This window comes from Paenibacillus sp. FSL K6-2859 (genome assembly GCF_038008265.1).
Lineage (GTDB): Bacteria > Bacillota > Bacilli > Paenibacillales > Paenibacillaceae > Paenibacillus_AQ > Paenibacillus_AQ nitricinens.
In genome coordinates this window covers 6,289,202-6,312,903 of the sequence record NZ_JBBOYU010000001.1, presented here as the reverse complement: position 1 = coordinate 6,312,903, position 23,702 = coordinate 6,289,202, and the positions used below count along the sequence as shown (strand labels likewise).

General features: G+C 42.9%; 15 protein-coding genes. 7 read left to right on the top strand and 8 right to left on the bottom strand.

The features are described 5' to 3' along the window. Nucleotides 1-275: 275 nt before the first annotated feature. Together MHB64_RS28220 and MHB64_RS28215 are read right to left on the bottom strand one after the other, a co-directional pair. A complete protein-coding gene (locus MHB64_RS28220) occupies nucleotides 276-1,112 on the bottom strand; it encodes a flagellar motor protein MotB (protein ID WP_341135845.1) in 837 nt (278 codons plus the stop codon). Further along, nucleotides 1,109-1,891, bottom strand: coding sequence for a flagellar motor protein (locus tag MHB64_RS28215; protein ID WP_341135844.1), 783 nt, complete (start codon nucleotides 1,889-1,891; stop codon nucleotides 1,109-1,111). Before MHB64_RS28215 ends, MHB64_RS28220 begins: the two co-directional genes overlap by 4 nt. 274 nt (nucleotides 1,892-2,165) lie before the next feature. Here MHB64_RS28215 and uvrB point away from each other — a divergent pair, with 274 nt between their 5' ends. The 7 genes from uvrB to galU all read left to right on the top strand — a co-directional run bounded on the left by uvrB (nucleotide 2,166) and on the right by galU (nucleotide 15,823). After that, on the top strand, nucleotides 2,166-4,157 hold the full coding sequence (gene uvrB / locus MHB64_RS28210) for an excinuclease ABC subunit UvrB (protein WP_341135843.1): 1,992 nt from the start codon (nucleotides 2,166-2,168) through the stop codon (nucleotides 4,155-4,157). Between the two features lie 494 nt (nucleotides 4,158-4,651). Continuing rightward, the gene (gene uvrA / locus MHB64_RS28205) at nucleotides 4,652-7,525 is read left to right on the top strand and encodes an excinuclease ABC subunit UvrA (protein WP_094876522.1); all 2,874 of its coding nucleotides are present in this window, start codon (nucleotides 4,652-4,654) and stop codon (nucleotides 7,523-7,525) included. Between the two features lie 953 nt (nucleotides 7,526-8,478). Beyond that, a complete protein-coding gene (locus tag MHB64_RS28200) occupies nucleotides 8,479-8,688 on the top strand; it encodes a hypothetical protein (RefSeq protein ID WP_042192275.1) in 210 nt (69 codons plus the stop codon). 152 nt (nucleotides 8,689-8,840) lie between these two features. After that, the gene (locus MHB64_RS28195) at nucleotides 8,841-9,950 is read left to right on the top strand and encodes a S1C family serine protease (protein WP_341135842.1); all 1,110 of its coding nucleotides are present in this window, start codon (nucleotides 8,841-8,843) and stop codon (nucleotides 9,948-9,950) included. Nucleotides 9,951-9,977: 27 nt separating this feature from the next. After that, nucleotides 9,978-11,891 carry a stalk domain-containing protein gene (locus tag MHB64_RS28190; RefSeq protein ID WP_341135841.1) on the top strand — a complete coding sequence of 638 codons (1,914 nt, stop codon included), beginning with the start codon at nucleotides 9,978-9,980 and terminating at the stop codon, nucleotides 11,889-11,891. Nucleotides 11,892-12,097: 206 nt separating this feature from the next. Further along, nucleotides 12,098-14,620 (top strand): U32 family peptidase, encoded by a 2,523-nt coding sequence (locus tag MHB64_RS28185; protein ID WP_341135840.1) that lies wholly within the window; start codon nucleotides 12,098-12,100, stop codon nucleotides 14,618-14,620. Nucleotides 14,621-14,935: 315 nt separating this feature from the next. Beyond that, nucleotides 14,936-15,823: a UTP--glucose-1-phosphate uridylyltransferase GalU gene (galU, locus tag MHB64_RS28180; RefSeq protein ID WP_341135839.1), complete on the top strand. Its 888-nt coding sequence runs from the start codon at nucleotides 14,936-14,938 to the stop codon at nucleotides 15,821-15,823. A gap of 72 nt (nucleotides 15,824-15,895) precedes the next feature. Here the strand turns inward: galU and MHB64_RS28175 are convergent, their stop codons facing one another. The 6 genes from MHB64_RS28175 to MHB64_RS28150 form a co-directional block, all read right to left on the bottom strand. Further along, nucleotides 15,896-18,628, bottom strand: a complete 2,733-nt coding sequence (locus tag MHB64_RS28175) for an O-antigen ligase family protein (protein WP_341135838.1) — start codon at nucleotides 18,626-18,628, stop codon at nucleotides 15,896-15,898. Nucleotides 18,629-18,856: 228 nt separating this feature from the next. Next, on the bottom strand, nucleotides 18,857-19,411 hold the full coding sequence (gene rfbC, locus MHB64_RS28170; protein WP_341135837.1) for a dTDP-4-dehydrorhamnose 3,5-epimerase: 555 nt from the start codon (nucleotides 19,409-19,411) through the stop codon (nucleotides 18,857-18,859). Between the two features lie 23 nt (nucleotides 19,412-19,434). Then, nucleotides 19,435-20,313, bottom strand: coding sequence for a glucose-1-phosphate thymidylyltransferase RfbA (gene rfbA, locus MHB64_RS28165; protein WP_341135836.1), 879 nt, complete (start codon nucleotides 20,311-20,313; stop codon nucleotides 19,435-19,437). Between the two features lie 339 nt (nucleotides 20,314-20,652). Then, the gene (locus MHB64_RS28160) at nucleotides 20,653-21,624 is read right to left on the bottom strand and encodes a glycosyltransferase (protein WP_341135835.1); all 972 of its coding nucleotides are present in this window, start codon (nucleotides 21,622-21,624) and stop codon (nucleotides 20,653-20,655) included. 12 nt (nucleotides 21,625-21,636) lie between these two features. Continuing rightward, nucleotides 21,637-22,908, bottom strand: coding sequence for an ABC transporter ATP-binding protein (locus MHB64_RS28155; protein ID WP_341135834.1), 1,272 nt, complete (start codon nucleotides 22,906-22,908; stop codon nucleotides 21,637-21,639). Nucleotides 22,909-22,951: 43 nt separating this feature from the next. Next, nucleotides 22,952-23,692, bottom strand: coding sequence for an ABC transporter permease (locus tag MHB64_RS28150; protein WP_341135833.1), 741 nt, complete (start codon nucleotides 23,690-23,692; stop codon nucleotides 22,952-22,954). Nucleotides 23,693-23,702: the final 10 nt, after the last annotated feature.

The following is a 23,702-nucleotide window of genomic DNA, read 5'->3' as shown; positions in this document are numbered from 1 at the left end:
GGAATTAGGGAAAACCTCCCTTAATTTAGACGAATATAGCGTGACACAAAGATTTTTAGGGGATTTCTCCCTGAAAATTCCGGTGAAACCGCTATTTTTGACTAAATAGGGGATTAATCAGGGAGGAATTCTCTAATCTTGCGCCTGAACAAGAGATCACGCGGATAATCAGGGAGTATTTCCGTAATTAATAGTGGCAAGTCCATTTTAGTATGTTGATAGCAGATTCGCACCCGCACTAACTACTATATCTAGCTCTGAGTACAATCAATATTTTATTCACCCTCTTGAAGCTGCCGCAGCACAATGATCTCTACACGGCGGTTCTTCTGCTTACCTGCTATCGTGGTATTATCTGCGGTGGGCTGGGTGTCAGCATAACCTGCGTATTGAAAAGTATCCGGCTTCAGTCCTTCATGGTCTAGAAAAAAGCGAAGTACAGATAGCGCACGAGCACCAGACAGCTCCCAGTTGTCGTTAAATTGAGAAGCCGAGGATACGGGCGTATTATCGGTATGTCCTTCAATGCTAATCTTTGCGCCGATGTCTTTGAATAAACCAGATAACTGCTGAAGAGCAGGGAAGGCTGGTGATTTCAGGTCTGCCTTACCTATATCGAATAGAAAACGATCACTGAGTGTGATTTCTATCCCCTGAGGTTTGTCAGCAACAAAAATTTGTTCTCCGAGATTATTTTCCTCCACATAGTGGGTGATCACACCCATTAATTCAGCAAGTTTAGTCTCTTGTTCTCGAAAAGCGAGCTCACGTGCCGAAGGTGTTTCATTCTCCGCTTGTTCACCAGATCCGTCATTCGGTCTTGCAGTTGCAGCTGCATTCTCATTTCCGTCTGTACTTTCCGTTTTGTTCTCAGTTGATTTCCCAGCATCTAAAATACCGTTCCCACCCTCAAGGACAGTGGTTCCAGACTTGAAGGTCTCGGATAACGAGCCTGTCACGATGTTATATTTGTCAGTATCCAGGCTGCTCATCGCATACAATATAACGAAAAAAATAAGTAAAAGTGTAATTAGATCAGCATAAGTAATCATCCAACGGTCGCGGCTTTCCCGAGTCTCTACACGCCGCTTGCGCCGGTCTCTTTGTCTCATAAAAGGCCTCTAGTTTCCGCACGGTCATTCGTGTCCGAGTCTGAGATGAATGAGTTCAGTTTTTTACGTACCAGCAGTGGATGATCCCCATTCTGTAGAGAAAGAATACCTACTAGCAGCATTTCCATGCTATGTAGCTCACTTTGACTGCGGGATTTGATTTTGGAGGCAATGGGTAAAAATATTAGATTAGCGATGGCTACACCGTACAACGTTGCAGTGAACGCTACTGCGATAGATGTGCCCAGATTTGTCGGATCTGTAAGGTTGCCAAGTACACGGATGAGACCCATCACCGTCCCGATAATTCCCATCGTTGGTGCATATCCACCAGCAGCTTCAAAAATCTTAGCATAGTTCTCATGCTTCAATTCTTTAGCGTCCATTTCCAGTTCCAAAATCTGTCTTACCTGCTCAGGATCAGTGCCGTCGACAATAAGAAGCAGACCTTCACGTGTAAAAGAATCCGGATGTTCTTCAGCTTGTTTTTCTAACATTAAAACGCCGCCGCGACGGGCCACGGTTGCCATTGCAATGAGTTCTTCAGCTTTTTCCATATCACGATCAGGGTTGCTGCCGAAAGCCATGCGTAGTGCTGTTGGAATGGAGCGCAGCTTAGATGCCGGGAAGCTGATCATAACGGCGGCAAATGTACCCCCGAAAACAATCAAAGCCGCATTAAGCTGCAGCAGTCCTGAGAGGCTTCCGCCTTCCCAGAGATAGCCGCCGATTAACGCAGCCAGTCCAGCCAATAGGCCAATTATTGAGGTAATATCCATGCTTCAAGCTCCTAACATTTCTATGTATTATGGTTTGCATCGATCTAGTCAACACTGTATAATGAACGGGAACACATATTCTTATCTTCCATATTTTTAATTATAAGAAAGTATAAGTTTCACGTTATACTTAAACCTTATAATTCTCGCACAAACGCTTAACGTCTTTTAGAGACGCCAAAGGCGTTTAGCTTGCTATCGTATGGAGAGAGAACATTCAGACAACAATTATAATATATTAATCTAGTTTAGACGATAGAGGGGAGACGGGCAAATGAGTGATATTGTCGTCAGTACGAAGACTTTTGAATTGGAGTCCGAGTATACACCCCAGGGCGATCAGCCTCATGCCATAGAGGAATTACTACAAGGCATCCGGCAGGGCAAGAAGCACCAGACGCTGCTGGGCGCGACGGGTACGGGGAAGACGTTTACCGTTGCACAAGTTATTTCCAAATTAAACCGCCCGACATTAGTTATTGCGCACAACAAGACTTTGGCTGCCCAACTGGCGAGTGAGTTTAAGGAGTTTTTTCCGCATAATTCGGTAGACTATTTCGTCAGCTACTACGACTATTACCAACCAGAGGCGTATATTCCCTCCTCCGATACTTATATCGAGAAAGACTCCAGTATTAATGAAGAGATTGATAAATTGCGCCACTCCGCAACGAGCTCCTTGTTCGAACGGCGTGACGTTATTATTGTGGCGAGTGTGTCTTGTATTTACGGCCTCGGTTCGCCGATGGAATATGGAAGCTTGCTTTTGTCATTGCGGGTTGGGATGGAGAAGCCTCGAAATGAGATTTTGAGCAGGCTAGTGGATATCCAGTACCAGCGTAATGATATCAATTTTGTACGCGGAACCTTCCGTGTACGTGGTGATGTGGTTGAGATTTTCCCGGCATCTCAGGGTGAGCATGCCATTCGGGTCGAATTGTTCGGTGATGAAATTGAGCGAATCACTGAGATTGATGTGCTGACGGGTGAACTGATCGGGGAACGCGATCATGTCGCTATTTTTCCGGCGTCTCACTTTGTTACCAAAGAAGAAACAATGCGTGTAGCACTGGTCAACATTGAAAAAGAGCTGGAAGACCGCTTAACGGTTCTTCGTGACGCAGGAAAGCTTCTTGAAGCTCAACGTCTGGAACAGCGGACACGTTATGATATTGAAATGATGAAGGAAGTGGGCTTCTGCTCAGGGATTGAGAACTATTCCGGACCACTCACCTTCCGTGAACCAGGGGCAACCCCATATACATTAATGGATTATTTTCCGGATGATATGCTGATCATTATTGATGAGTCCCATGTTACACTTCCGCAGATTCGGGCGATGTATAACGGTGACCGGGCGCGTAAGACAGTACTGGTAGAGCATGGTTTCCGTTTGCCGTCTGCGCTCGATAACCGTCCACTTCAGTTTGAGGAATTCGAAGAAAAGGTGAAGCAGATCGTATATGTTTCTGCGACACCGGGACCTTATGAAATGGAGCACTGTGACACCATGGTGCAGCAGATTATTCGGCCTACAGGTCTTTTAGATCCGATCATTGAGGTTCGTCCTACAGAGGGACAAATCGATGACTTGATTAGTGAGATTCGTGATCGGGTAGAACGAGACGAACGCGTCCTCGTCACAACGTTGACGAAGAAGATGTCGGAGGATCTGACAGATTACTTTAAGGAAATTGGGATTAAGGTTCGGTATATGCACTCTGATATCAAAACACTGGAACGGATGGCGATCTTGCGGGATCTTCGTCTGGGTACATTCCATGTTTTAGTAGGGATTAACCTTCTAAGAGAAGGTCTCGATCTACCGGAAGTATCGCTGGTCGTTATACTCGATGCCGATAAAGAGGGCTTCCTTCGTTCCGAGCGTTCGCTAATTCAGACGATTGGTCGTGCGGCCCGTAACTCCGAGGGCCGAGTCATTATGTACGGTGATCGGATCACGGATTCGATGGAGAAAGCAATGAGCGAAACATCGCGTCGCCGCGCCATCCAGATCGCCCATAATGAGAAACACGGCATTACCCCAACCACCATTAATAAAAAGGTGCGTGACATCATCGAGGCAACGAAGGTTGCTGAGACTAAAGCGGATTACCTCACGGGTGTTGGTGGCAAGATGAATAAGAAAGAGAAACAAAGCCTGATCCAGCGTCTGGAAGCCGAGATGAAGGACGCTGCGAAGAACTTGCAATTTGAGCGCGCGGCAGAGCTGCGTGATGCTTTGCTGGAGCTTAGGGCCGAGTAATAAACCTTAAATGCATCACCGATATTTAAAATATGTAAATGAACGGTGCTGTCCAGGCCGTTCTTTTTGAATAAATAGATGGACACGCATCACGTAGGGACAGTGCCCGATGTAGTTAGCGCATCCAGCAGGGACAGCTTAGCACTTACGTGTATTACGTAGGGAGAGTGCTCCGCAATGCTCTTAGCACTTACGCGTATCCCGCAGGGACAGCGCCCTGCAACGTTATAGCAGTTGCGGTAATCTTGCACTTCCCGCACTTAGCTAGTGTGCGCCTAACTTCCAAGCGGTCCCGTAGGGATAAGCGCTCCAAGCAGCACTGTCACTAAGTCCCGTCCTACCAACCTCCTTCGCCAATAAATGCGGGTGTCCAGAGGGTGCAACCCTTGGGGCCCTCCCTTGGAAGGGAGGGTTTGGGAGGGATCGAAAACGCTTTTGATAAAGCTTTGATATTTGATATTTGTTGATATTTGATTCATTAAGGAGAGGTTCCGTTGGCGAACGAAAATATTGTAATTAAAGGCGCGAGGGCGCACAATCTCAAAAACATCGATGTGACGATTCCACGTGACCGTTTCGTCGTGCTGACGGGACTGAGCGGCTCAGGTAAATCGTCGCTTGCATTTGATACGATTTATGCTGAAGGACAGCGGCGTTATGTTGAATCTTTGTCCGCTTATGCTCGTCAGTTCTTGGGGCAAATGGAGAAGCCGGATGTAGATTCGATAGACGGATTATCCCCGGCAATCTCTATTGATCAGAAGACAACAAGTCGCAACCCTCGTTCCACAGTAGGTACGGTAACTGAGATCTATGACTATTTACGGCTGCTTTTCGCACGGATCGGTCATCCTCATTGTCCAGAGCATGGAATTGAGATTACTTCCCAGACCGTTGAACAAATGGTAGACCGGATTATGCAGTATCCAGAGAAGACTCGTTTGCAAATCCTAGCGCCTATTATTTCAGGACGTAAAGGGGAACACAAAGGACTCTTCACAGACATTTCTAAGCAAGGGTTCGTACGTGTGCGTGTGGACGGTGAGCTAAGAGATCTGTCTGAGGATATTGAACTTGAGAAGAATAAAAAACACACTATAGAAGTTGTTGTAGACCGGATCGTCGTTAAAGACGATGTGGAGACCCGGCTGACGGATTCACTGGAGACGGCACTTAAACTTTCGGGCGGTAAAATCCTTGTGGATATCATCGGTCAGGAAGAGCTGCTGTTCAGCTCTAACTTCGCTTGTCCGATTTGTGGTTTTAGTATTGAAGAGTTGGCACCACGGATGTTCTCTTTCAACAGTCCATTCGGAGCCTGCACAGAGTGCGACGGACTTGGCATGAAGATGGTGGTCGATCCAGACCTGCTTATTCCTGATGCTGAGAAATCCATTGAAGAGGGCGCTTTTTTAGCTTGGACTGGAAGTACCTCCAATTACTATCCGCAATTTTTGAAATCCGTGTGTGAACACTTTAATATTCCACAGAACGTTCCAGTGAGCAGTTTAACACCTGATCATATGAACAAACTACTAAATGGTACAGGCAGTGAGAAGGTTCGCTTCAAATATGAGAATGATTTTGGACAAAAGAAAGATGCAATGGTTGCTTTTGAAGGGATTATTCCTAACCTTGAGCGGCGTTATCGTGAAACTGCTTCGGATGGTATTCGTGAATTTATCGAAGGATTCATGAGTGCAAAGCCTTGTCATGTATGTAAAGGCAAACGTCTGAAGAAAGAAATTTTGGCGGTGACGATCAACGAACAAAATATTTCGGACATTACCGATCTCTCGATTGGTGACTGTCAGCATTGGTTTGAAGAGATAAAATTGAGCGAAAAAGAAACAGCCATCGCCAATCTCATTTTAAAAGAGATTTGTAATCGGCTTGGATTCCTTGTAAATGTAGGCTTGGACTATTTGACGCTTAGCCGTGCAGCAGGCTCACTGTCTGGTGGGGAAGCACAGCGTATCCGGTTGGCCACTCAGATTGGTTCGAGCTTGATGGGTGTGTTGTACATTCTGGATGAGCCAAGTATTGGCCTGCATCAGCGGGATAATGATCGCCTCATCTCGACCCTTGCGCATATGCGTGACTTAGGGAATACGCTGATTGTTGTTGAGCATGATGAAGACACGATGATGGCAGCGGATTATATTATTGATATCGGACCGGGTGCGGGTATCCACGGTGGACAAGTTATGGCGCAAGGAACACCGGAAGAAATTATGAAGGATCCGAATTCCTTAACGGGTGATTATTTAAGTGGTCGTAAATTTATTCCGGTAACCGCTAAGCGTCGTGCTACTGATGATCGATGGATAGAAATCCGTGGGGCTAAGGAGAATAACCTGAAAAATGTGAATGTGAAGATTCCATTAGGTGTGTTTACAGCGGTGACAGGTGTTTCTGGTTCCGGTAAATCGTCGCTTATTAACGAGATTCTTTATAAGAGCTTGGCACGGCAACTGAATAAGGCTGTGAAGGTACGTCCGGGTCAGCACAAAGAAATTCGCGGCTTGGAAAATCTCGATAAAGTAATTGAAATCGACCAATCACCAATCGGGCGTACACCACGTTCTAACCCAGCAACCTATACGGGTGTATTTGATGACATTCGTGATCTGTTCTCGAAGACGAATGAGGCAAAGGTACGCGGGTTCCAAAAGGGACGCTTTAGCTTTAACGTAAAAGGCGGACGCTGTGAAGCTTGCCGCGGGGACGGAATTATCAAGATTGAGATGCACTTCTTGCCGGATGTCTATGTTCCTTGCGAAGTATGTAAGGGCAAGCGTTATAACCGGGAAACTCTGGAAGTGAAGTATAAAGGGAAAAACATCTCTGATGTACTGGAGATGACGGTAGAGGATGCTACAGAATTCTTTGTGAATATCCCTCGTATCCATCGTAAAATGCAAACACTGATGGACGTTGGTCTTGGTTACATCAAGATTGGTCAGCCAGGTACCACATTATCCGGTGGTGAAGCGCAGCGCGTGAAATTGGCTTCCGAGCTATACCGCCGTAGCACCGGAAAGACCCTTTATATTTTGGATGAGCCGACAACAGGTCTGCATGTGGATGACATTGGTCGTTTACTAGAAGTGTTGCATCGCTTGGTGGATTCCGGAGAATCAGTTCTCGTCATTGAGCATAATTTGGACGTTATTAAAACCGCGGACTATCTCATCGATATGGGACCAGAGGGCGGCAGTGGCGGCGGAACTGTGCTGGCAACAGGAACACCAGAGAAGCTCATTACCGTTACGGAGTCTTACACAGGTAAGTATCTGAAGCCGGTTCTGATTCGTGATACAGAGCGTACCAAAGCCCTTATGCTTGAGACGGCAGAAACCATCTAAGCTATAAATAGCTGGATAGTATAACTACTAAATGAAAAAGGTCACGGCAATTTGCCATGACCTTTTTGTTTGTTGTCCGTCCGAAATCATTATTTTGTGAAAACAATTGATAGGTAAAATGCTAGTAGTCACCTGTAAATTAGAGCCATTATCCGTTCTGATGTGAGTTTTCTAGTAAACGTTATATGACTCCTATAAAAAGAAAACAAAATCATAGATGAGATAGGCATAAGTAGGGCATGTCCGTCGTAAGATTTAATGAGTAGTATGCTGTTGCTATTGGTATGCTTAATGGGTAATAGGATGCAATAGGCGAGTAATAGGAGAGCAATAGGCGCAATGGTTCCTTGAAAAATTAATAACTAATTGTTATAGACTTAACTCTATCAAACGAATGTTTTATTAGATTAGGGAAAACCTCCCTAAAAATCTGAGTTTCTAGATAATAAAAGATGAAACCCGGTAAAAACTCCCTAATTATCAGGAAGTTTAAATCATTTAGCAGGATTTCTAATGATTTTTAAGGAGAAATTCCCTAAAAACCTCAAATTTATCTGATAATCGTACGATTTTAGGGAGGGTTTCCCTAATTCTTGAAAACGTAAGATTTGAACGCAAGTGTGAAGTTCTATCTCTGAATTTTAAACTGAACTCCAAATTGATTCCTCAGTACTTTAAAAAGTACCTTCAAAGCACTAACTGGTTTCCTCTTTGAACCTTCACGACGCATACTATCTCTGGTTAGATTCACCTACTTTTTTTGATCGAAAGCTAAACGTCAGTGACCAATATCATCATTTTTGCGGATTTTGCAGGGATAAAATATATTTTTTGCGACAAATACATAATTTTTCTACAAAACCTATTGCATCGCCCAAATGGTAGCGATAACATAGAAGAGGATATGGGGAATACTGGATCTTGCTTGACAACATTTTTGAGGAGGTAAGGTAATGCTACTTGCAGAAGTTGCCGCGCAAGGACCGTCTAAATTTCATACCTTTGATGTTTTTATGATTTTATTCACGATCCTAATTTTGGTTGGAGTCGTTCGGTTACTGAGAGCTCCCCAGAAGAACAAGTTCGCCATTGCTTTCGGAGCGGTTAGTTTGTTGGTTTTTATAATCTCTGACTATGCCATGGTGATGCATTGGTTAAGTTAACGAAAGAATTAAATTGAACAGCTTTGCACCAAAAGACTCCTTTAACGCCGTGGGCGCATTGAAGGTGTCTTTTTTCAAATTATATAATGTAAAATTTATCCATGTGCAGAGAGAGGGTCTGGTGAAGGTTGATGAGGATTGGGGAGAAGCTGGTGAAGAAAGGATTGGGCCTGCTGTTATGTGGTGTGTTGCTGTCAGGAGTATGGAGTGAGTCGGTTTATGCGTTTGGTAGTACGACTAAGAAGGTTAGCACGGCGACGACAACCCAGAAAAACAAAATCAAAAATTCTACAGCAGCTGAAGACCCTGTCCCAGGGATTATTAGAAGTATCACCCCCTCCGTAGTGGGCATTATCGGCAAAGACGATAGTGGCGGGAATAGCGGACCGGATGATCGGTACAATCTGACGCATGGCTCTGGCATTATTGTGAAGTCGAACGGATGGATCGTAACCAATGCACATGTCATCAAGGATCTGCAGAATGCCTTGGTAGTGACGTCAGACTCCAAAACCTACAGCATTAAAGAAACATATCTCGATGAAGTTAGTGATCTGGCCCTGATTAAAATCAATGCAACCTCCCTTAAACCTGCAAAGTTTATTCCATCGACCGGTAAAACCGTTGTTGGTGAGAAGGTAGTGGCCATCGGAACACCGATTAGCTTTTCTCTAAGGAATTCAGCGACGGTAGGGGTTATAAGTGGCCTTAACCGTGAAGTAGCTGCGGCTTATCGCCTGATCCAAAGTGATACAGCGATTAATCCCGGAAATAGCGGAGGCCCGCTAGTGAATATGAAGGGCGAAGTGCTGGGAATAAACAGCCTGAAATACTCAGCGGTGGGTGTGGAGAATATGGGCTTCTCTATACCGGCGGATACCGTGCAGTATATTATGAACCAGCTTTTTAAGTACGGTGAAGTAAAACACCCGAGTCTTGGACTGGAGTTAGAGCCGAGTTGGTCCTCGATTGTGGGCTTGCCAACGCTTGATCCACTTACCGTAACAAAAGTGATATCTGCTGAAGCACGCAAGGCGGGTGTTGCCGAAGACGATGTCTTGTACAGCATTGACGGCCACCGTGTGGTCTCACTAGTTGATATTAATGAATTGTTCAAAAGCTATTCTCCGGGTAAGACGGTACGATTGGTTATGCAAAGTGATGGGGATATTGTCGTCCGAAAGGTCGTGCTCACTCAGGGTGATCCCCTGTTAAGTGAAGACAGTTCTGGAACAGATGGGGACGAGCATACGGAAGAGTGATCAGGAAACTTGTGAGGGGGACGGTAAATGGGCTTTAAAGTTTTAACACAAGGATTGTGTGCGATGCTGGCTTTATTATTGCTATTTTTTATATTACCGATACAAACCGCACGGGCAGCAGAAACAGAGAAGCTACAGCTGAGTCTTAAAGTTGGCAGTACTTCAGCTACGGTTAATGGCAAGAAGGTGACTATCGAGCGGCCTTATATGGAGAACGGAACGGTTATGGTACCGCTCGGGGTTTTTAAAAAGACATTTGGCAGCAAGGTTTCCTTAGAAGGAAATGATATAGTGAAAGTAACGTACGGCTCTCATACAGGGTTAATGATGATTGGTAGTATTAATGCCTGGAAGGATGCGACTAAAGTTAAACTCACCTCCGCTCCTCGGATGGTTTCAGGTGTGTTGATGGTGCCGCTGCGTTTTGTGGCCAGCATCCTGGGTGCAACTCTTTCCCAAGGTAACGGTGGAGAACTCGTCATTACCTTAGTTCCTGCAGATAATGAAGGCGATGTGCCAGTGGATACTGGTATTGATAGCGATGTGGGGAAGACGCAAATTGGGAACAGCTATTTTCGATGGACACTAAATTATCCGTCTGGATTGATTGCTGGAAATAGCGGTGGTGATGAGAGTGTGGCTACTTTCTCCAGTACGGACAATCTTTATTATTTGGAGATTCATGCAAGTGATCAGGCAGTTGCTGTTGATGCAGACGGGTTATTAGAACAACTAGTCCGGGAAGTCGAGTTAGGCGGTGAGCTGATATTAGATCAGGAGTCGTTTCCGAAAGCCTCTGTACCCTATGCACGATTGGTCAGTAAAGATTCCAGCGGAGCGCTCTGGGAAAGCAGGCTGATCTATGCTGAAGGTAGACTTTACGAGATGTATTTGACCGATGAAAAAGCCACTCATTATAAAGACTTAGCCAAATATGCAGGATTGCTGGGCTCTTTTCGACCCTCTTTTGACACTAAGGATAACAAAATCCGTGATCTCTCTACCGTAAAGAATGGCTTAAGTGAAGCCTATAATGAGGACTATGGCATCTCACTACGGGTTCCTGCTGCTTGGACTAAGGATGACCAGCATTTCTATTATGAAAGCAAACAAGGAAGTCATTTGAGTGTGGCGATTACATCGGCGCCTGCTGGTTCTACACTAGAGAGCTGGGCTGAAGAGTTGAAGACAAAAACGCAAGAGAACTTTGTATCGGACGCTTATGTTTTTAAGGATAGCATGAAGTCTGAAATCTCCGGCGTACCTGCGCAAATAATTGAGACACAGCTGAATTTTGGCAACGGTTGGATGACAGAATATCAGGCACTCGTACTCAAGGATGGGTACCGTTACTATTTTGAATATGTGACACCTGCTGGACAAGAAGAAGATAAGGCCAAGTTTAAAGCCATTATATCCTCGATTGATATTGATTTTGATCACATGAAGGAGAACTTCGGCCGAATCGCTAGTGATGATTATAAGACAATCAAGAATAAAACGATAACCAAAGTATCCAAAAGATACGGCTATGCCATCGACATTCCACGTTTATGGACACCCAATCAAGATGTATTCGAGACACAACTGGTAGAGTATCGGTTCATCGGAGGACGTTTCCAGATCAACTCGAAACCTGAGAGCTCAGTCGATTATGCTGTAAATATGCTCAAAGATTCTTATCAGAATAAAAATAATGATCCTAAAGGTCCTCACATTGAAAGTATAGTGGAGTCTACCTTTGCTGGTGTTCCTGCTACGACCCTTACTGTGCATCAAATCAAAAATGGTGTTCCTCTCCGCAGTAAGCAAGTTGTTTTTGGCAAAAATGAGGTGGTCTACACGATTACTGTTACGCTAAATGATGCCAATGCTACTGCAGAACAGCAAGCTTTGTTGGATAAAACGCTCCAGTCGTTTCGGTTTACGGGGAATGAGTAGTTTAGGGATGTTTGGAGTTCTTTACTAACTAATAGTAGAGTGTAATTCAATTAGACGAGAACGTCCCTGTAGCCAAAATGGCGTGGGGCGTTCTTTTCTTTATATAAATGTTGGTAAACACATGGCGCTGAGATGTGATATTTGATACAATTATCAAGTTAATCAACTAGAAATGACCCGCCACATGGCGGTTTGGGAGGATATAAATGAAAGAGCAACAAATACGCAGAGAAGACGTGGAGCTATTGGCACCTGCAGGTGACTGGGACTGCATGCGTGCGGCGGTAGCGAACGGAGCGGATGCTATCTTTTTTGGCGTAGAGAAGTTTAATGCACGGGCGAGAGCGAACAACTTTCGCATGGACGAGCTGACGGAAATTATGGCGTTTTTGCATAGTTATGGTGTGAAGGGTTTCCTGACCTTTAATATACTGGTTTTTGAAAATGAATTGACGGATGCTAAAGAACTGATTGACGCTTGTGTAGATGCTGGTGTGGACGCAGTGATTGTCCAGGATTTAGGTTTGGTCAAAATGATTCGTGAAATCTCACCAGACTTCCCGATTCATGGATCGACACAGATGACGATTACTTCCCCGGAGGCGGTCGAGTTCACTAAGCCTTTCAGCTTGGAACGTGTGGTACTCGGTCGTGAGAACAATCTGAAACAAATTAAGACGATTGGGGAGCAAGCCCGTCTGCCGATGGAAGTATTCGTGCATGGAGCTCTTTGTGTCTCTTATTCGGGTCAATGCCTGACTTCGGAAATGTGGGGCGGACGTTCCGCGAACCGGGGAGAATGTGCGCAAGCTTGTCGTCTGCCTTATGATCTAATGGTGGATGGTGAAGTTAAACCTATGGGTGATGTGACTTATTTGCTCTCCCCTAAGGATTTGGCAGCTATTGATCTTATGCCTGAGCTGATCGAGGCGGGCGTAACTTCTTTTAAAATCGAAGGGCGTCTCAAGACCCCAGAATATGTTGCGAATGTAGTTAGTAAGTACCGTAAGGCAATTGATCGGTATTTTGATGGCGATATGTCCAAACCATCGAAGGAAGAAGTTCGTGAACTGCAACAAAGCTTCTCCCGCGGTTTCACGCATGGTTTCCTAGATGGAACGAACAATAAAAAGCTCGTAGACGGCACTTTCCCGAAAAGCCGGGGTGTATATCTCGGAATAGTTGAACAAATTCTTCGTGACGGCGTAGTATGCCGTATTCACGCACCGCTTAAGCGGGGAGACGGAATCGTGTTTGATGCAGGGGATCCGACGAAAAAAGAAGAAGGTGGACGTGTTTACGATCTTCGTCGTAAAGGTGTGAAGCTCGAAGGTGAAGCAGGAGAAGGCTGGATCATCGACATCGTAGCGGGTCGTAATGATGTAGACCTGCGCCGTCTAAATGTTGGTGACCGCATTTGGAAGACGAATGACCCTGCGCTAGACAAGGCGCTACGTCAGACGTATGAGACTGAGAAGCCGTACCGGGTATTCCCGGTACATGTGCGAGTGCAAGGCTGCGTCGGCGAGAAGCTGACCACCTGGTGGACGGACGTTCAGAAGAACGTTACCGTCCGTGTGGACTCGGAGCTCGCGCTGGAAACCGCGCAAAAGCGTCCGATGGATACCGCGCTGCTGGAAGAACAATTCGGCCGCCTGGGCGGGACCGTGTTCCAGCTTGATGCGCTAGAGTCGCATCTGCAAGGCGACGTGATCGTCCCTATGCGCGAGCTGAACAGCATCCGCCGCCAAGCGGTGGAGCTGCTTGCGGGCGAGCGCCCGAAACCGCCCGTGTACGTGAAACGGGCGATCGAGGTCTACGGCGACGCTACCCGCAGGGGCGTCGCTCCGCAGCGCGCTGGTGAAGCGGAGCTCACCGCGCTGTGCCGCAGCCTGCCGCAGGTGCAGGCTGCGCTCGAGGCCGGCGTGAGAAATATCTACGCCGACTTCGAGTTTATCAAGCAGTTCCCGGCAGCGGTAGATGCGGTACGGGCTGCAGGGGCCAGCATCGCGCTGGCCACACCGCGCATTCATATGCCGGGCGAGAACGGCTACCACGCCAATATCCTGCGCTTGCAGCCTGATGCCGTGTTAGTACGCAACACAGGCGCGCTGTATTATTACCTGCGCCGCCGCCAGGAACAACCGGATGCTGTGCATCCTCGCTTGATTGGCGATTTCTCACTGAATATCGCCAATCATAAGGCAGTGGACCTGTTCCTTGAGGCAGGCTGTGACATGGTAACACCGTCCTATGATTTGAACATTCAACAGATGGTCGATCTGCTTGAGCATAGCGATACTTCTCGTATGGAGATCGTAATCCATCAGCATTTGCCGATGTTCCACACAGAGCACTGTGTATACTGTACCTTCATGAGTGAAGGCACAGACTTTACGAACTGTGGCCGTCCATGTGAAGAACATCGCGCTTCCCTGCAAGACCGTATTGGAATGTCTCACCCAGTTCGTGTGGATGAAGGCTGCCGCAATACCGTCTATAATGCAGTTGAGCAGTCCGGTGCGGAGTATTTGAACAATTTCCGTGATCTAGGTGTATCCTCGTACCGTGTGGAGTTCCTGGAAGAGACACCAGAGCAAGTGGCTGAGGTAATTAGCCTCTATAGTCGCGCACTGCGTGGTGAGATCTCTGGTACGCAGGTATGGAAGAGCTTGAAGGCTACCAACCAGCTGGGGGTTACACGTGGACAATTGGTTAACGCGAAGTAATAAAGGTTAAAGGAATAGGGCTAGGTGACTACCAGAGGGTCTCTGGAGTTGCTTGGCCCTTTTTTATAGATATGATCTCGTCCTTATCATGATTTGCATATACTAGATAATATATAGGTGAGAGTTAGCAAAGGGGGGGGATCTTGTAAAAGACTTATATAATTCCTCCCTCTCCGATTTGATTGGAATAGATATACAAATATAACAAACACTCTGACATTAATCTGTTATAACTGCTATAATTAAAGGAAATATGCCATTTTACTATACAGAGTATTTAAGATGGAAGAGTAACCGACAGAAGGAGTTAATGTGATGAAGATCCGTAAAGCCATTATCCCCGCTGCAGGTCTTGGTACCCGTTTTTTGCCTGCAACTAAAGCAATGCCTAAAGAAATGCTACCGATAGTAGATAAACCGACGATCCAATATATTGTCGAAGAAGCAGTTGCTTCGGGAATCGAGGATATTATTATCGTGACGGGGAAAGGGAAACGTGCGATTGAAGACCATTTCGACAACTCTTTTGAACTAGAGTTTAACTTAGCTGAGAAGCAGAAGTGGGAACTTCTTGAATCCGTTCGTAAATCCTCCGAAATGGCTGATATCCATTACATCCGTCAAAAAGAACCAAGAGGTCTTGGACATGCGATTTGGTGTGCCCGTAAATTCATTGGAAATGAGCCGTTTGCTGTTCTGCTAGGTGATGATATTGTTGAAGCGGACAAACCGTGCCTCAAACAGATGATAGATGTTTATGATGAATATAAATCTTCAATTGTAGGCGTTCAACCCGTTCCATGGGAAGAAGTATCGCGTTATGGTGTTGTAGACGCTTCGCCTTTGGCTGAGCGTATTTATAAGGCCAATCGCCTTGTAGAGAAGCCAAAGAGAGAAGATGCTCCTTCTAATCTAGCAATTCTAGGACGGTACATCTTAACTCCACGTATTTTTGATATGCTTGGAGAGCAGCAGGTGGGTGTAGGTGGAGAAATTCAGCTAACGGATGCCATCTCCCGCTTAAGTGAAGTGGAGCGAATTATTGCTTATGACTTTGAAGGCAAACGCCATGATGTTGGTGAGAAGATGGGCTTCATTCAGACCACTATTCATTATGCACTTCAGCATGAAGAGCTTAAAGATGACTTACTTCGCTATATGAAAGAGCTTGTAGATAGCGAAGTTGCTAAGGCTGGATTATAGGTAGGACTTATATTATCGAAAAAAGTGCGCCACTGTTGTTACAGTGGCGCACTTTTATGATTTCTTTCTTTTTTAAAATTGTGAATTTGCGATGGCTTCGATCTGTGCTGCTTCCGCAGGATCAGCTGCGATCAGCTTATCATAAATTGTTTGATCTTCATTATTTGACTTCTTCAATGTAGCAAGATACCAGCGAGCAATTTCACGATTCGTCGTATTCGTATAATCATCGCTCAGACCAAGCTTCAAGGTCTCGATAGCATTTTGTAACTGCCCAGACATTAACTGAATTCTACCCGCATTCAGAGCAATACTTGGTGTAAGGGTTTCATGGTCACCGACCACTTGGTTATATGCCTGTAGCCCAATCTTAAGATTAAGAAGTTTACCAGCATCGTCTTGTCCGGCACGAGCTTGTTCAGTCAGCTCGTAAGAGCGGCTGATGAGCGTATCATACCAGTTCATATCCCAGAGCGTTCCAGTGTTAATTATATCAGCGTAATTCTCATTAAAACCAAGCTTCAAGGTTGCAGTGGCAGCTTCTGCTTGTCCAGAAATCTGCTGAATTTTGGCGATGTTTAATGCAATCGTTGGAGTTACCGAGAACGGACGTCCTTGCAATTGCTCTGGTGGAAGAGTCTTTAGGTGCTCTACACCAGCAAGAACGTGCTCATAGGCTTCAAGTGCTGCATCGAAATATTCCTGTTTCTTAGCTTCATTCTTTTGATTAAGTGCTTGCTGACCTAATGCAAAGGAACGACTGATGAGAGTTTCGTACCAATCAATATCCCAGTTGAACTTATTAGCATTGTCACGGTAAACACCGTATGCAAGGTCACTTTGGCCTTTTAAGTCATAATAGCTTACTAACTGAGCTAAAATATTTTTATTGTATGGCTCATCTTCTAGTGCTCGAGTCAGTACACTATAAGCCTCATTTAGAAATTGTTCATCCTGATTCTGCTTAAAAACCTGTAGATCTAACGAGGATAGGTACAAGACGGATTCTGGATGACCGGGACGTGTTTTTAAAGCCTCAGTTAATGGCTTCTTAATTTCTTCGTAAGAGGTACTAACCCCGATTAGATTTTTACCCTTTAGGGCTGCATTACTGGAACTGATATAGCTAATCGAGAGGAATAATAAGAATACAGTACCTATTGTGAGAACAGCGGAATATCCAATCCGCAAACCAGTTTTATTCCAACTTTTACGTAGCTGTTTGCTATCCATGACAACTGCCATGCCTGCCAGTCCAAGGAAGACGAGTATTCCCATAAAGGCATAACTCATATTGAAATCTAGTAGACTATGCACAAGAATAGATAGCGCAATAATTAGATAAAAGAAGCCATTCTCAAAATCATTTTTATCCCGTTTCACATACCCACGGATATATTTATAGAAAATATACAAAATGAATCCCATAAATACGATGAAACCAAGGATCCCAACTTCTATTAAATATTGTAAAAAGAAGTTATGCACCTGTCGGCTAGTGTAAGGGTTGTTTTGATAGTGCTCATATAATGAAGACCATCCACCACCACCAGCACCAAGAATCGGATAATCCTTAACTACCTTTATTGCATCTTTATAAAAAGTAATCCGCTCAAGAACACTATGTTGCTGGAAATTGATGTTCTCAAGACGATTTGCCATATTGCTAGGTAAGATATTTTTTGCGCTTGTACCTATTAGTAGGAAAGCTACAATTCCAACGAGTGCAACAGAACCAAGTGGGATCCATAGACCTGTTAGTTTACGTGACGACCAATTACTGAGTTTTTTCTCCAGCCAAGGGGCGACAAACCTCTGAATGACCCAAGATACTATAGCTACAGCGATTGAAGCTCCAAGCAGATATCCCCAGCCTTTCAAGGCGCCGGAAGAAGTGAAATTCGTATTTAATTCTAATCCTAGGTTAGTCACTGGAGTCGTAATGAGTAACGAAGCAATACCAGCAACACCAAGATGTAGAATCCAAAGGATTTGCTGTGCAGGTTTCAAGAACATCAGCAGCAATATAAATACTACAGGTAGCAATACTAGGCCACCACGAGATAATGTTAATAAGATTGATACAATGATGGGAACTAACATAAAGCTGTGTGTTAACGTTCCATACCATTTTTTAGAGCGAATAAGAGCGAATATAGCTACAAACAAAAAGGCCATCAAGAATGCCGCATAGGTATTTGCATATTGAAAGATCGAAGTCAGACGAAGTCCGTTAGAGTCTGTCATAACTGCATCTAAATAGATGCCGTTACGAACAGTGTTCGAAAACCAACCTACTAGAACTCCTGCTAATTTATTGCTTCCAAGCCAATTTAGGAGTCCAAAACCTACTATAAAATAAGCAATGGCTAAAATAGCATTTTGAATGACAACATTTACTTGCTTTTGCTTCAAGAGATAAAAGGCTATGATGAATACTGCAACATACATGCTCTGAATAAACAACATATTCATTGCCATATAATGCGAAACTGCGACAAACAATGATAGAGCATAAGTCAGAGGCAGTAATATTGAAGCTGAAGCTACTAAGTCTCTCTGTTCATCTAGTTTGATTTTTTTGTAATATAAGCCAAGGCAGACTAGCAGCAAAAGTCCACTTACCAGTGCTGATACATATATAGGCTTCTCGAAGTCTAACTGCTGCCCGTTAAATAATCCCACTTGAAATGGGGCCCAACATAAAAATAAAATGAAAGCAATAAGCAATGCCCATATCGGACTTGCTATCTTTTCAACATTTCTCGACTGAGCAGCGTTTTTACCATATACTGGTTTCGACACGTTATAATCTCCTTTTCCTGTAGGTACGACAATATTTTAGCATAAGTTTATTAACATAGTCTTGTACTAATTCATAAGTCGTGTGACGAGGTTAGTTTTATATATATAAATATTGGCCTGACATCTTAAGATCCAAATGGAATTTAAGGTTTCAGGCCAATGGTGTTTAATGATATATTCCAAATTTTCAACTTAGAGTCAGTTCTACACTTTAGAAGAAAAACTAGACTAATAATTGAAATTAAGATCGGTATCCTTTAAAAGAGGGGCCTTTTCGTCTTTAGCTGATAACACTGGTACTACATCTATAGGCCACTCAATCCCTATTGAAGGGTCATTCCATAGAATTCCCCCGTCACACTCTGGTGAATAAAACTCATCTACTCTATACTGGACTTCAGCATCCTCAACTAAAGTCATAAAACCATGAGCAAAACCTTGGGGGATAAGCAATTGTTTTTTATTTTCGGCAGAAAGTTCGATTCCGAACCACTGGCCGAAAGAAGGACTTCCCTTGCGAATATCGACAGCGACATCATATATTGATCCACGTGTACAACGAACAAGTTTTGTTTGCGCTTTAGGATTTAACTGATAATGGAGTCCGCGAAGTGTTCCTTTATTAGCTGAGTAAGAATGGTTATCCTGCACAAAATTTAACGAAACTCCATGTTTTCTAAATATCTCCTCACTGTAAGTTTCCATGAACCAACCCCGATGATCGCTGAATACAGATGGCTCAATAATCCGTATACCTTGCAATTCCGTTTCTGTTATTTTCATACTGCCCACACTTTCTAGAATCTTTAGTATTTAATCTTTCCGGTGGCTACCTTCATCAAGTATTGACCATATCCAGTTTTACTTAGTTTCTGTCCGCAATCCCAGAGGTGTTCTTTCGTAATCCATCCGTTAATATATGCAATTTCCTCAGGAGCGGCTATTTTAATACCCTGATGTTCTTCAATCGTTCTAACAAAATTAGTGGCGTCTACCAAGCTTTGGTGAGTACCTGTGTCCAACCATGTAAAACCTCGTCCTAGAAGTTCGACATCTAATTCACCTAGATTTAAATATTCTTCATTAATTGAAGTTATTTCAAGCTCTCCTCTTTGGGAGGGTTTTATATTTTTAGCGATTCCTACCACTCGATTATCATAAAAATAGAGACCTGTTATCGCATAATTTGATTTAGGTTTCTTTGGTTTCTCCTCAACACTAAGCACTTTACCATCAGCATTAAACTCTACAACTCCAAAACGTTCTGGGTCTTGTACATGATAACCAAAAACCGTAGCTCCTTTATCTTTATCCGAAGCGCGTTTGAGAATTTTACGTATACCATTTCCATAATAAATATTATCTCCAAGTATCATGGCAACCGAGTCATCGCCAATGAATGCTTCTCCCAAAATAAAGGCTTGAGCTAATCCATCGGGACTTGGTTGCACGATATATTCAAGTGAGATTCCAAATTGTGAACCATCCCCTAATAGATTATAGAACCTTGGCGTATCTTCAGGAGTAGAAATAATTAAGATATCTTTTATACCGGCTAACATTAAAGTAGATAAGGGATAATATATCATTGGCTTATCATAAATTGGAAGTAATTGTTTGCTAGTCACCATAGTCAAGGGATATAAACGTGTTCCACTACCACCAGCTAGAATTATGCCTTTCATTAGAATAAACACTCCTTTTTATTGAATTTAGATACAACAATCTATATTGAGATACCACTCTTTACATAGAAATGTTTGTGAACTAATGTTTAATTAAGTAATTATCGTTATCAGCAAATCAATCAATAGCACATTTTTGCGATCCTCACTAATTAAGGGATGATATTTGTATGCGGAGGAGTTAGATATTTTATCTTTTTGCTCGGTTAGATTAAGGGGGAACAACCGAAAAATGAAAGGAGAGCCGTTAATCTGAAATATATAAATATAATATGAGCAGAGAAACGTATTTTTTACTTTCAATGCTCATATTATATTTCTCATGCAGCATATTTAGTGCTATTCAACAATATATTTAAACAATGACTCCCGAAGTGCCGTATTATCTAAAATTTCTAATTCGGGATTTTCCTCTCCTCGTTTGAGAGCTGCTACGAAATATGAGCGGAGAATCCAAAGCAATTTGTCATTTCCTTGTAGGTTAATTGATTCAGCTAGCTCTTCTAATTCTAATGAGGAGTTTCCTTTGAAAATATGAGTAGATTCAAAACGGTGAAGATTGGCTGCATAAATCCAGCATATTTCAAAAAGCATATGTTTTCTATTAGTGCTGATTGTATTGTTCCCATGAATACGATAACCCATTAAAGCTTCTTCGATAAGGGCGCATTTCCCATATTCGGCAGCTCTGAGTGCGAAATCCCAGTCATGGGCGAAACGTAGATTTCTCATTCCGCCAATCTTGTTGTAAAGCTCCCTGGTAAACAACATATTACTTGTTGTAGAGATGAAATTAGACATAAGCAAATTTTTCACAAAATCATCATCTTTAGCAAAGGATTGTGCTTTATTAGGAACTGCCCATGGCTCCATGTTTTTCCAACCCTTTTTTACGCCTTGAGTTTTCCCAGCTTCATTTATGACATTAATATAAGTGCTTACTAAATGTGTTTCTGGATTCTGAAGCAGGTAAGCAACACATTGTTTCAGTCGATCTTTCTCATATACGTCGTCTGAATTTAGAATCGTCAGAAAGTCTCCTGTGGCGAGATCGAGACCACGATTAATAGTATTATGTGCTCCGCTATTCTCTTGTGAAATCACCTTCAAACGTTCATCGTCAAAGCTTTGAGCTATTTTTAGGGAATTGTCGCGTGATCCATCATCAATAATGATTAGTTCGAAATTTTTATAAGTCTGATTCAGGACGCTTTGTATAGCTTCTTTTATAAATTTCTCATGATTATAGAGCGGAATGACTACTGAAATTTTAAATTCCTCACTAATACTTGGTTTTCTTCTGAAAAACATTTGAATTCTCCCCTATTCAATTTTCTTAAGTTCTATTCCGGTTGGGACCAAATATCCGCGTCCTTCTTGATAAGGGCGTTCATCTCTCACCACGATAATTAAGGCATCATTAATCCATTGAATCTGTTCATGAGCTTGATAGGTCCCGTTTGCTAACGCAATATCTAGAGAATATTTACCGTTACGTAAGTGAGGGAATTTCATTGTAAATTGATAATGATAGGTCTGTCCCTTTTTCAAGGGTTCAAGTACTACTTTTTCAAAATGAGTGTTGGTTACAATCACTGAATTCCCAAGGGCGTCCTTAAGAGTGAAACCCAATATCGGCATATCAACCTCATTATTAATTTTTATAGTGAAATCAATGCCTATCGCATCTCCGCCACTAACAGTGACAGACTCTTTACCGGTTTCAAGATTAACAAGACGAAGAGTTTCAAAGTAACCGTCGCCATTGCCGAAAGCTTGAGCATTTGTTTGATTTGGTGATTGATTAACTTCCATAGTTTCTTCGTTATTTACATTATATGAGGTTACTGACTGCATTTCCTTAATGTCGTAACTCATGAAAGCTTGATATTCATCTAGTATTTTATCGGGTCTTCCCTCTTTAAAGATGCGTCCACCGTCCATCCAAATGATACGATCACAGAAACTGGCTAAAGCCCCTGTATCATGGCTGACCATCAAAACCGTTCCTGTCTTCTTAATTTCTCTAATTTTACGATAACATTTTTGTTGGAATCTCATATCTCCGACACTCAAAGCTTCATCTACAATTAATATTTCCGGATTAATGTTTATAGCCACTGCGAAAGCGAGGCGAACAAACATCCCGCTTGAGTAGGTTTTAACAGGCTGATGAATAAACTCACCAATATCTGCAAAATCCAGTATATCCGACAGACTTTTATCTACATATTCCTTGCTATATCCCAGTAGTGTGCCATTTAAATAGATGTTCTCAAAACCAGACAAATCGCCATTGAAGCCTGCCCCTAGTTCAAGTAGTGCGGATATATTCCCATTTACTTCAATGCGTCCAGAAGAAGGTGTTAGTACTCCAGTAATCATTTTTAAGAGAGTAGACTTTCCAGACCCATTTTTTCCGATAATCCCCACAGTTTCTCCGCGGTTCACACTAAATGATACTTGATTTACCGCATGGAAGTTCTGATGATATTTTTTATTCGTTGGATTTAAAACTTCCTTTATTCTATCCATAGGTTGGTTGTAGAGTTTATATACTTTTGATATATTCTCCACGTTAATTAGACGATCCAAGAATTTCAACTCCTTGCATTAGCCGGAATAATATTTGCATTAATCAAAGCACATCTGCAAAATGTGATTTCATTCGTTTATAAAAGCTGATTCCAATTAACCCAATTACAATAATTATTGCCCAGAAATAAATTGTCAGCCTCGGATGAGCAAAAAACCAAGTATGATTAATTAAAGCTTCACGGTATCCATTGATAATGTAATAAATAGGATTGAGTTTTATGAGCCATCTAAACTTTTCTGGTATAACACTTTCCTCCCACATAATTGGTGTTAGCCATATACCAAATTGAAGTAATATCCCTACTATTTGCGTAGTGTCCCTAAAGAAGACATTTAATGTTGAAATCAAGTATGCTAATACTGTCACAAACGCAAAAAGGCAAACATTAAAGTACAAAATGCTAATTAGGTGTACTCCTGGAAAATGACCATAAGCGGTATATATTATTATCAACAAAATATTGAAGGCAATATTTAAAAAGAAGGAGGCAGTTACCTTCACTAGAGGTAGCAAACCTATTTTAAAAACCATTTTTTTTACCACAAAAGAGTAACTGGTAAAGGCACCAGTAGAATTAATAATAGCATCAGCAAAGAAATTCCAAGGAATCATTGCTGCAACGAGCCATAAAATGAAGGGCACATTAGAAATAGGTTGAGCTCTGAAGCCAACTTGGAAAACAAACCAAAAAATCAAAATCGTCATCAATGGTTGAATAACGGCCCATACAACACCAAAATAAGAGCCTGAAAATCTACTCTTAAAGTCACTTTTTGACATGTTTAAGAGT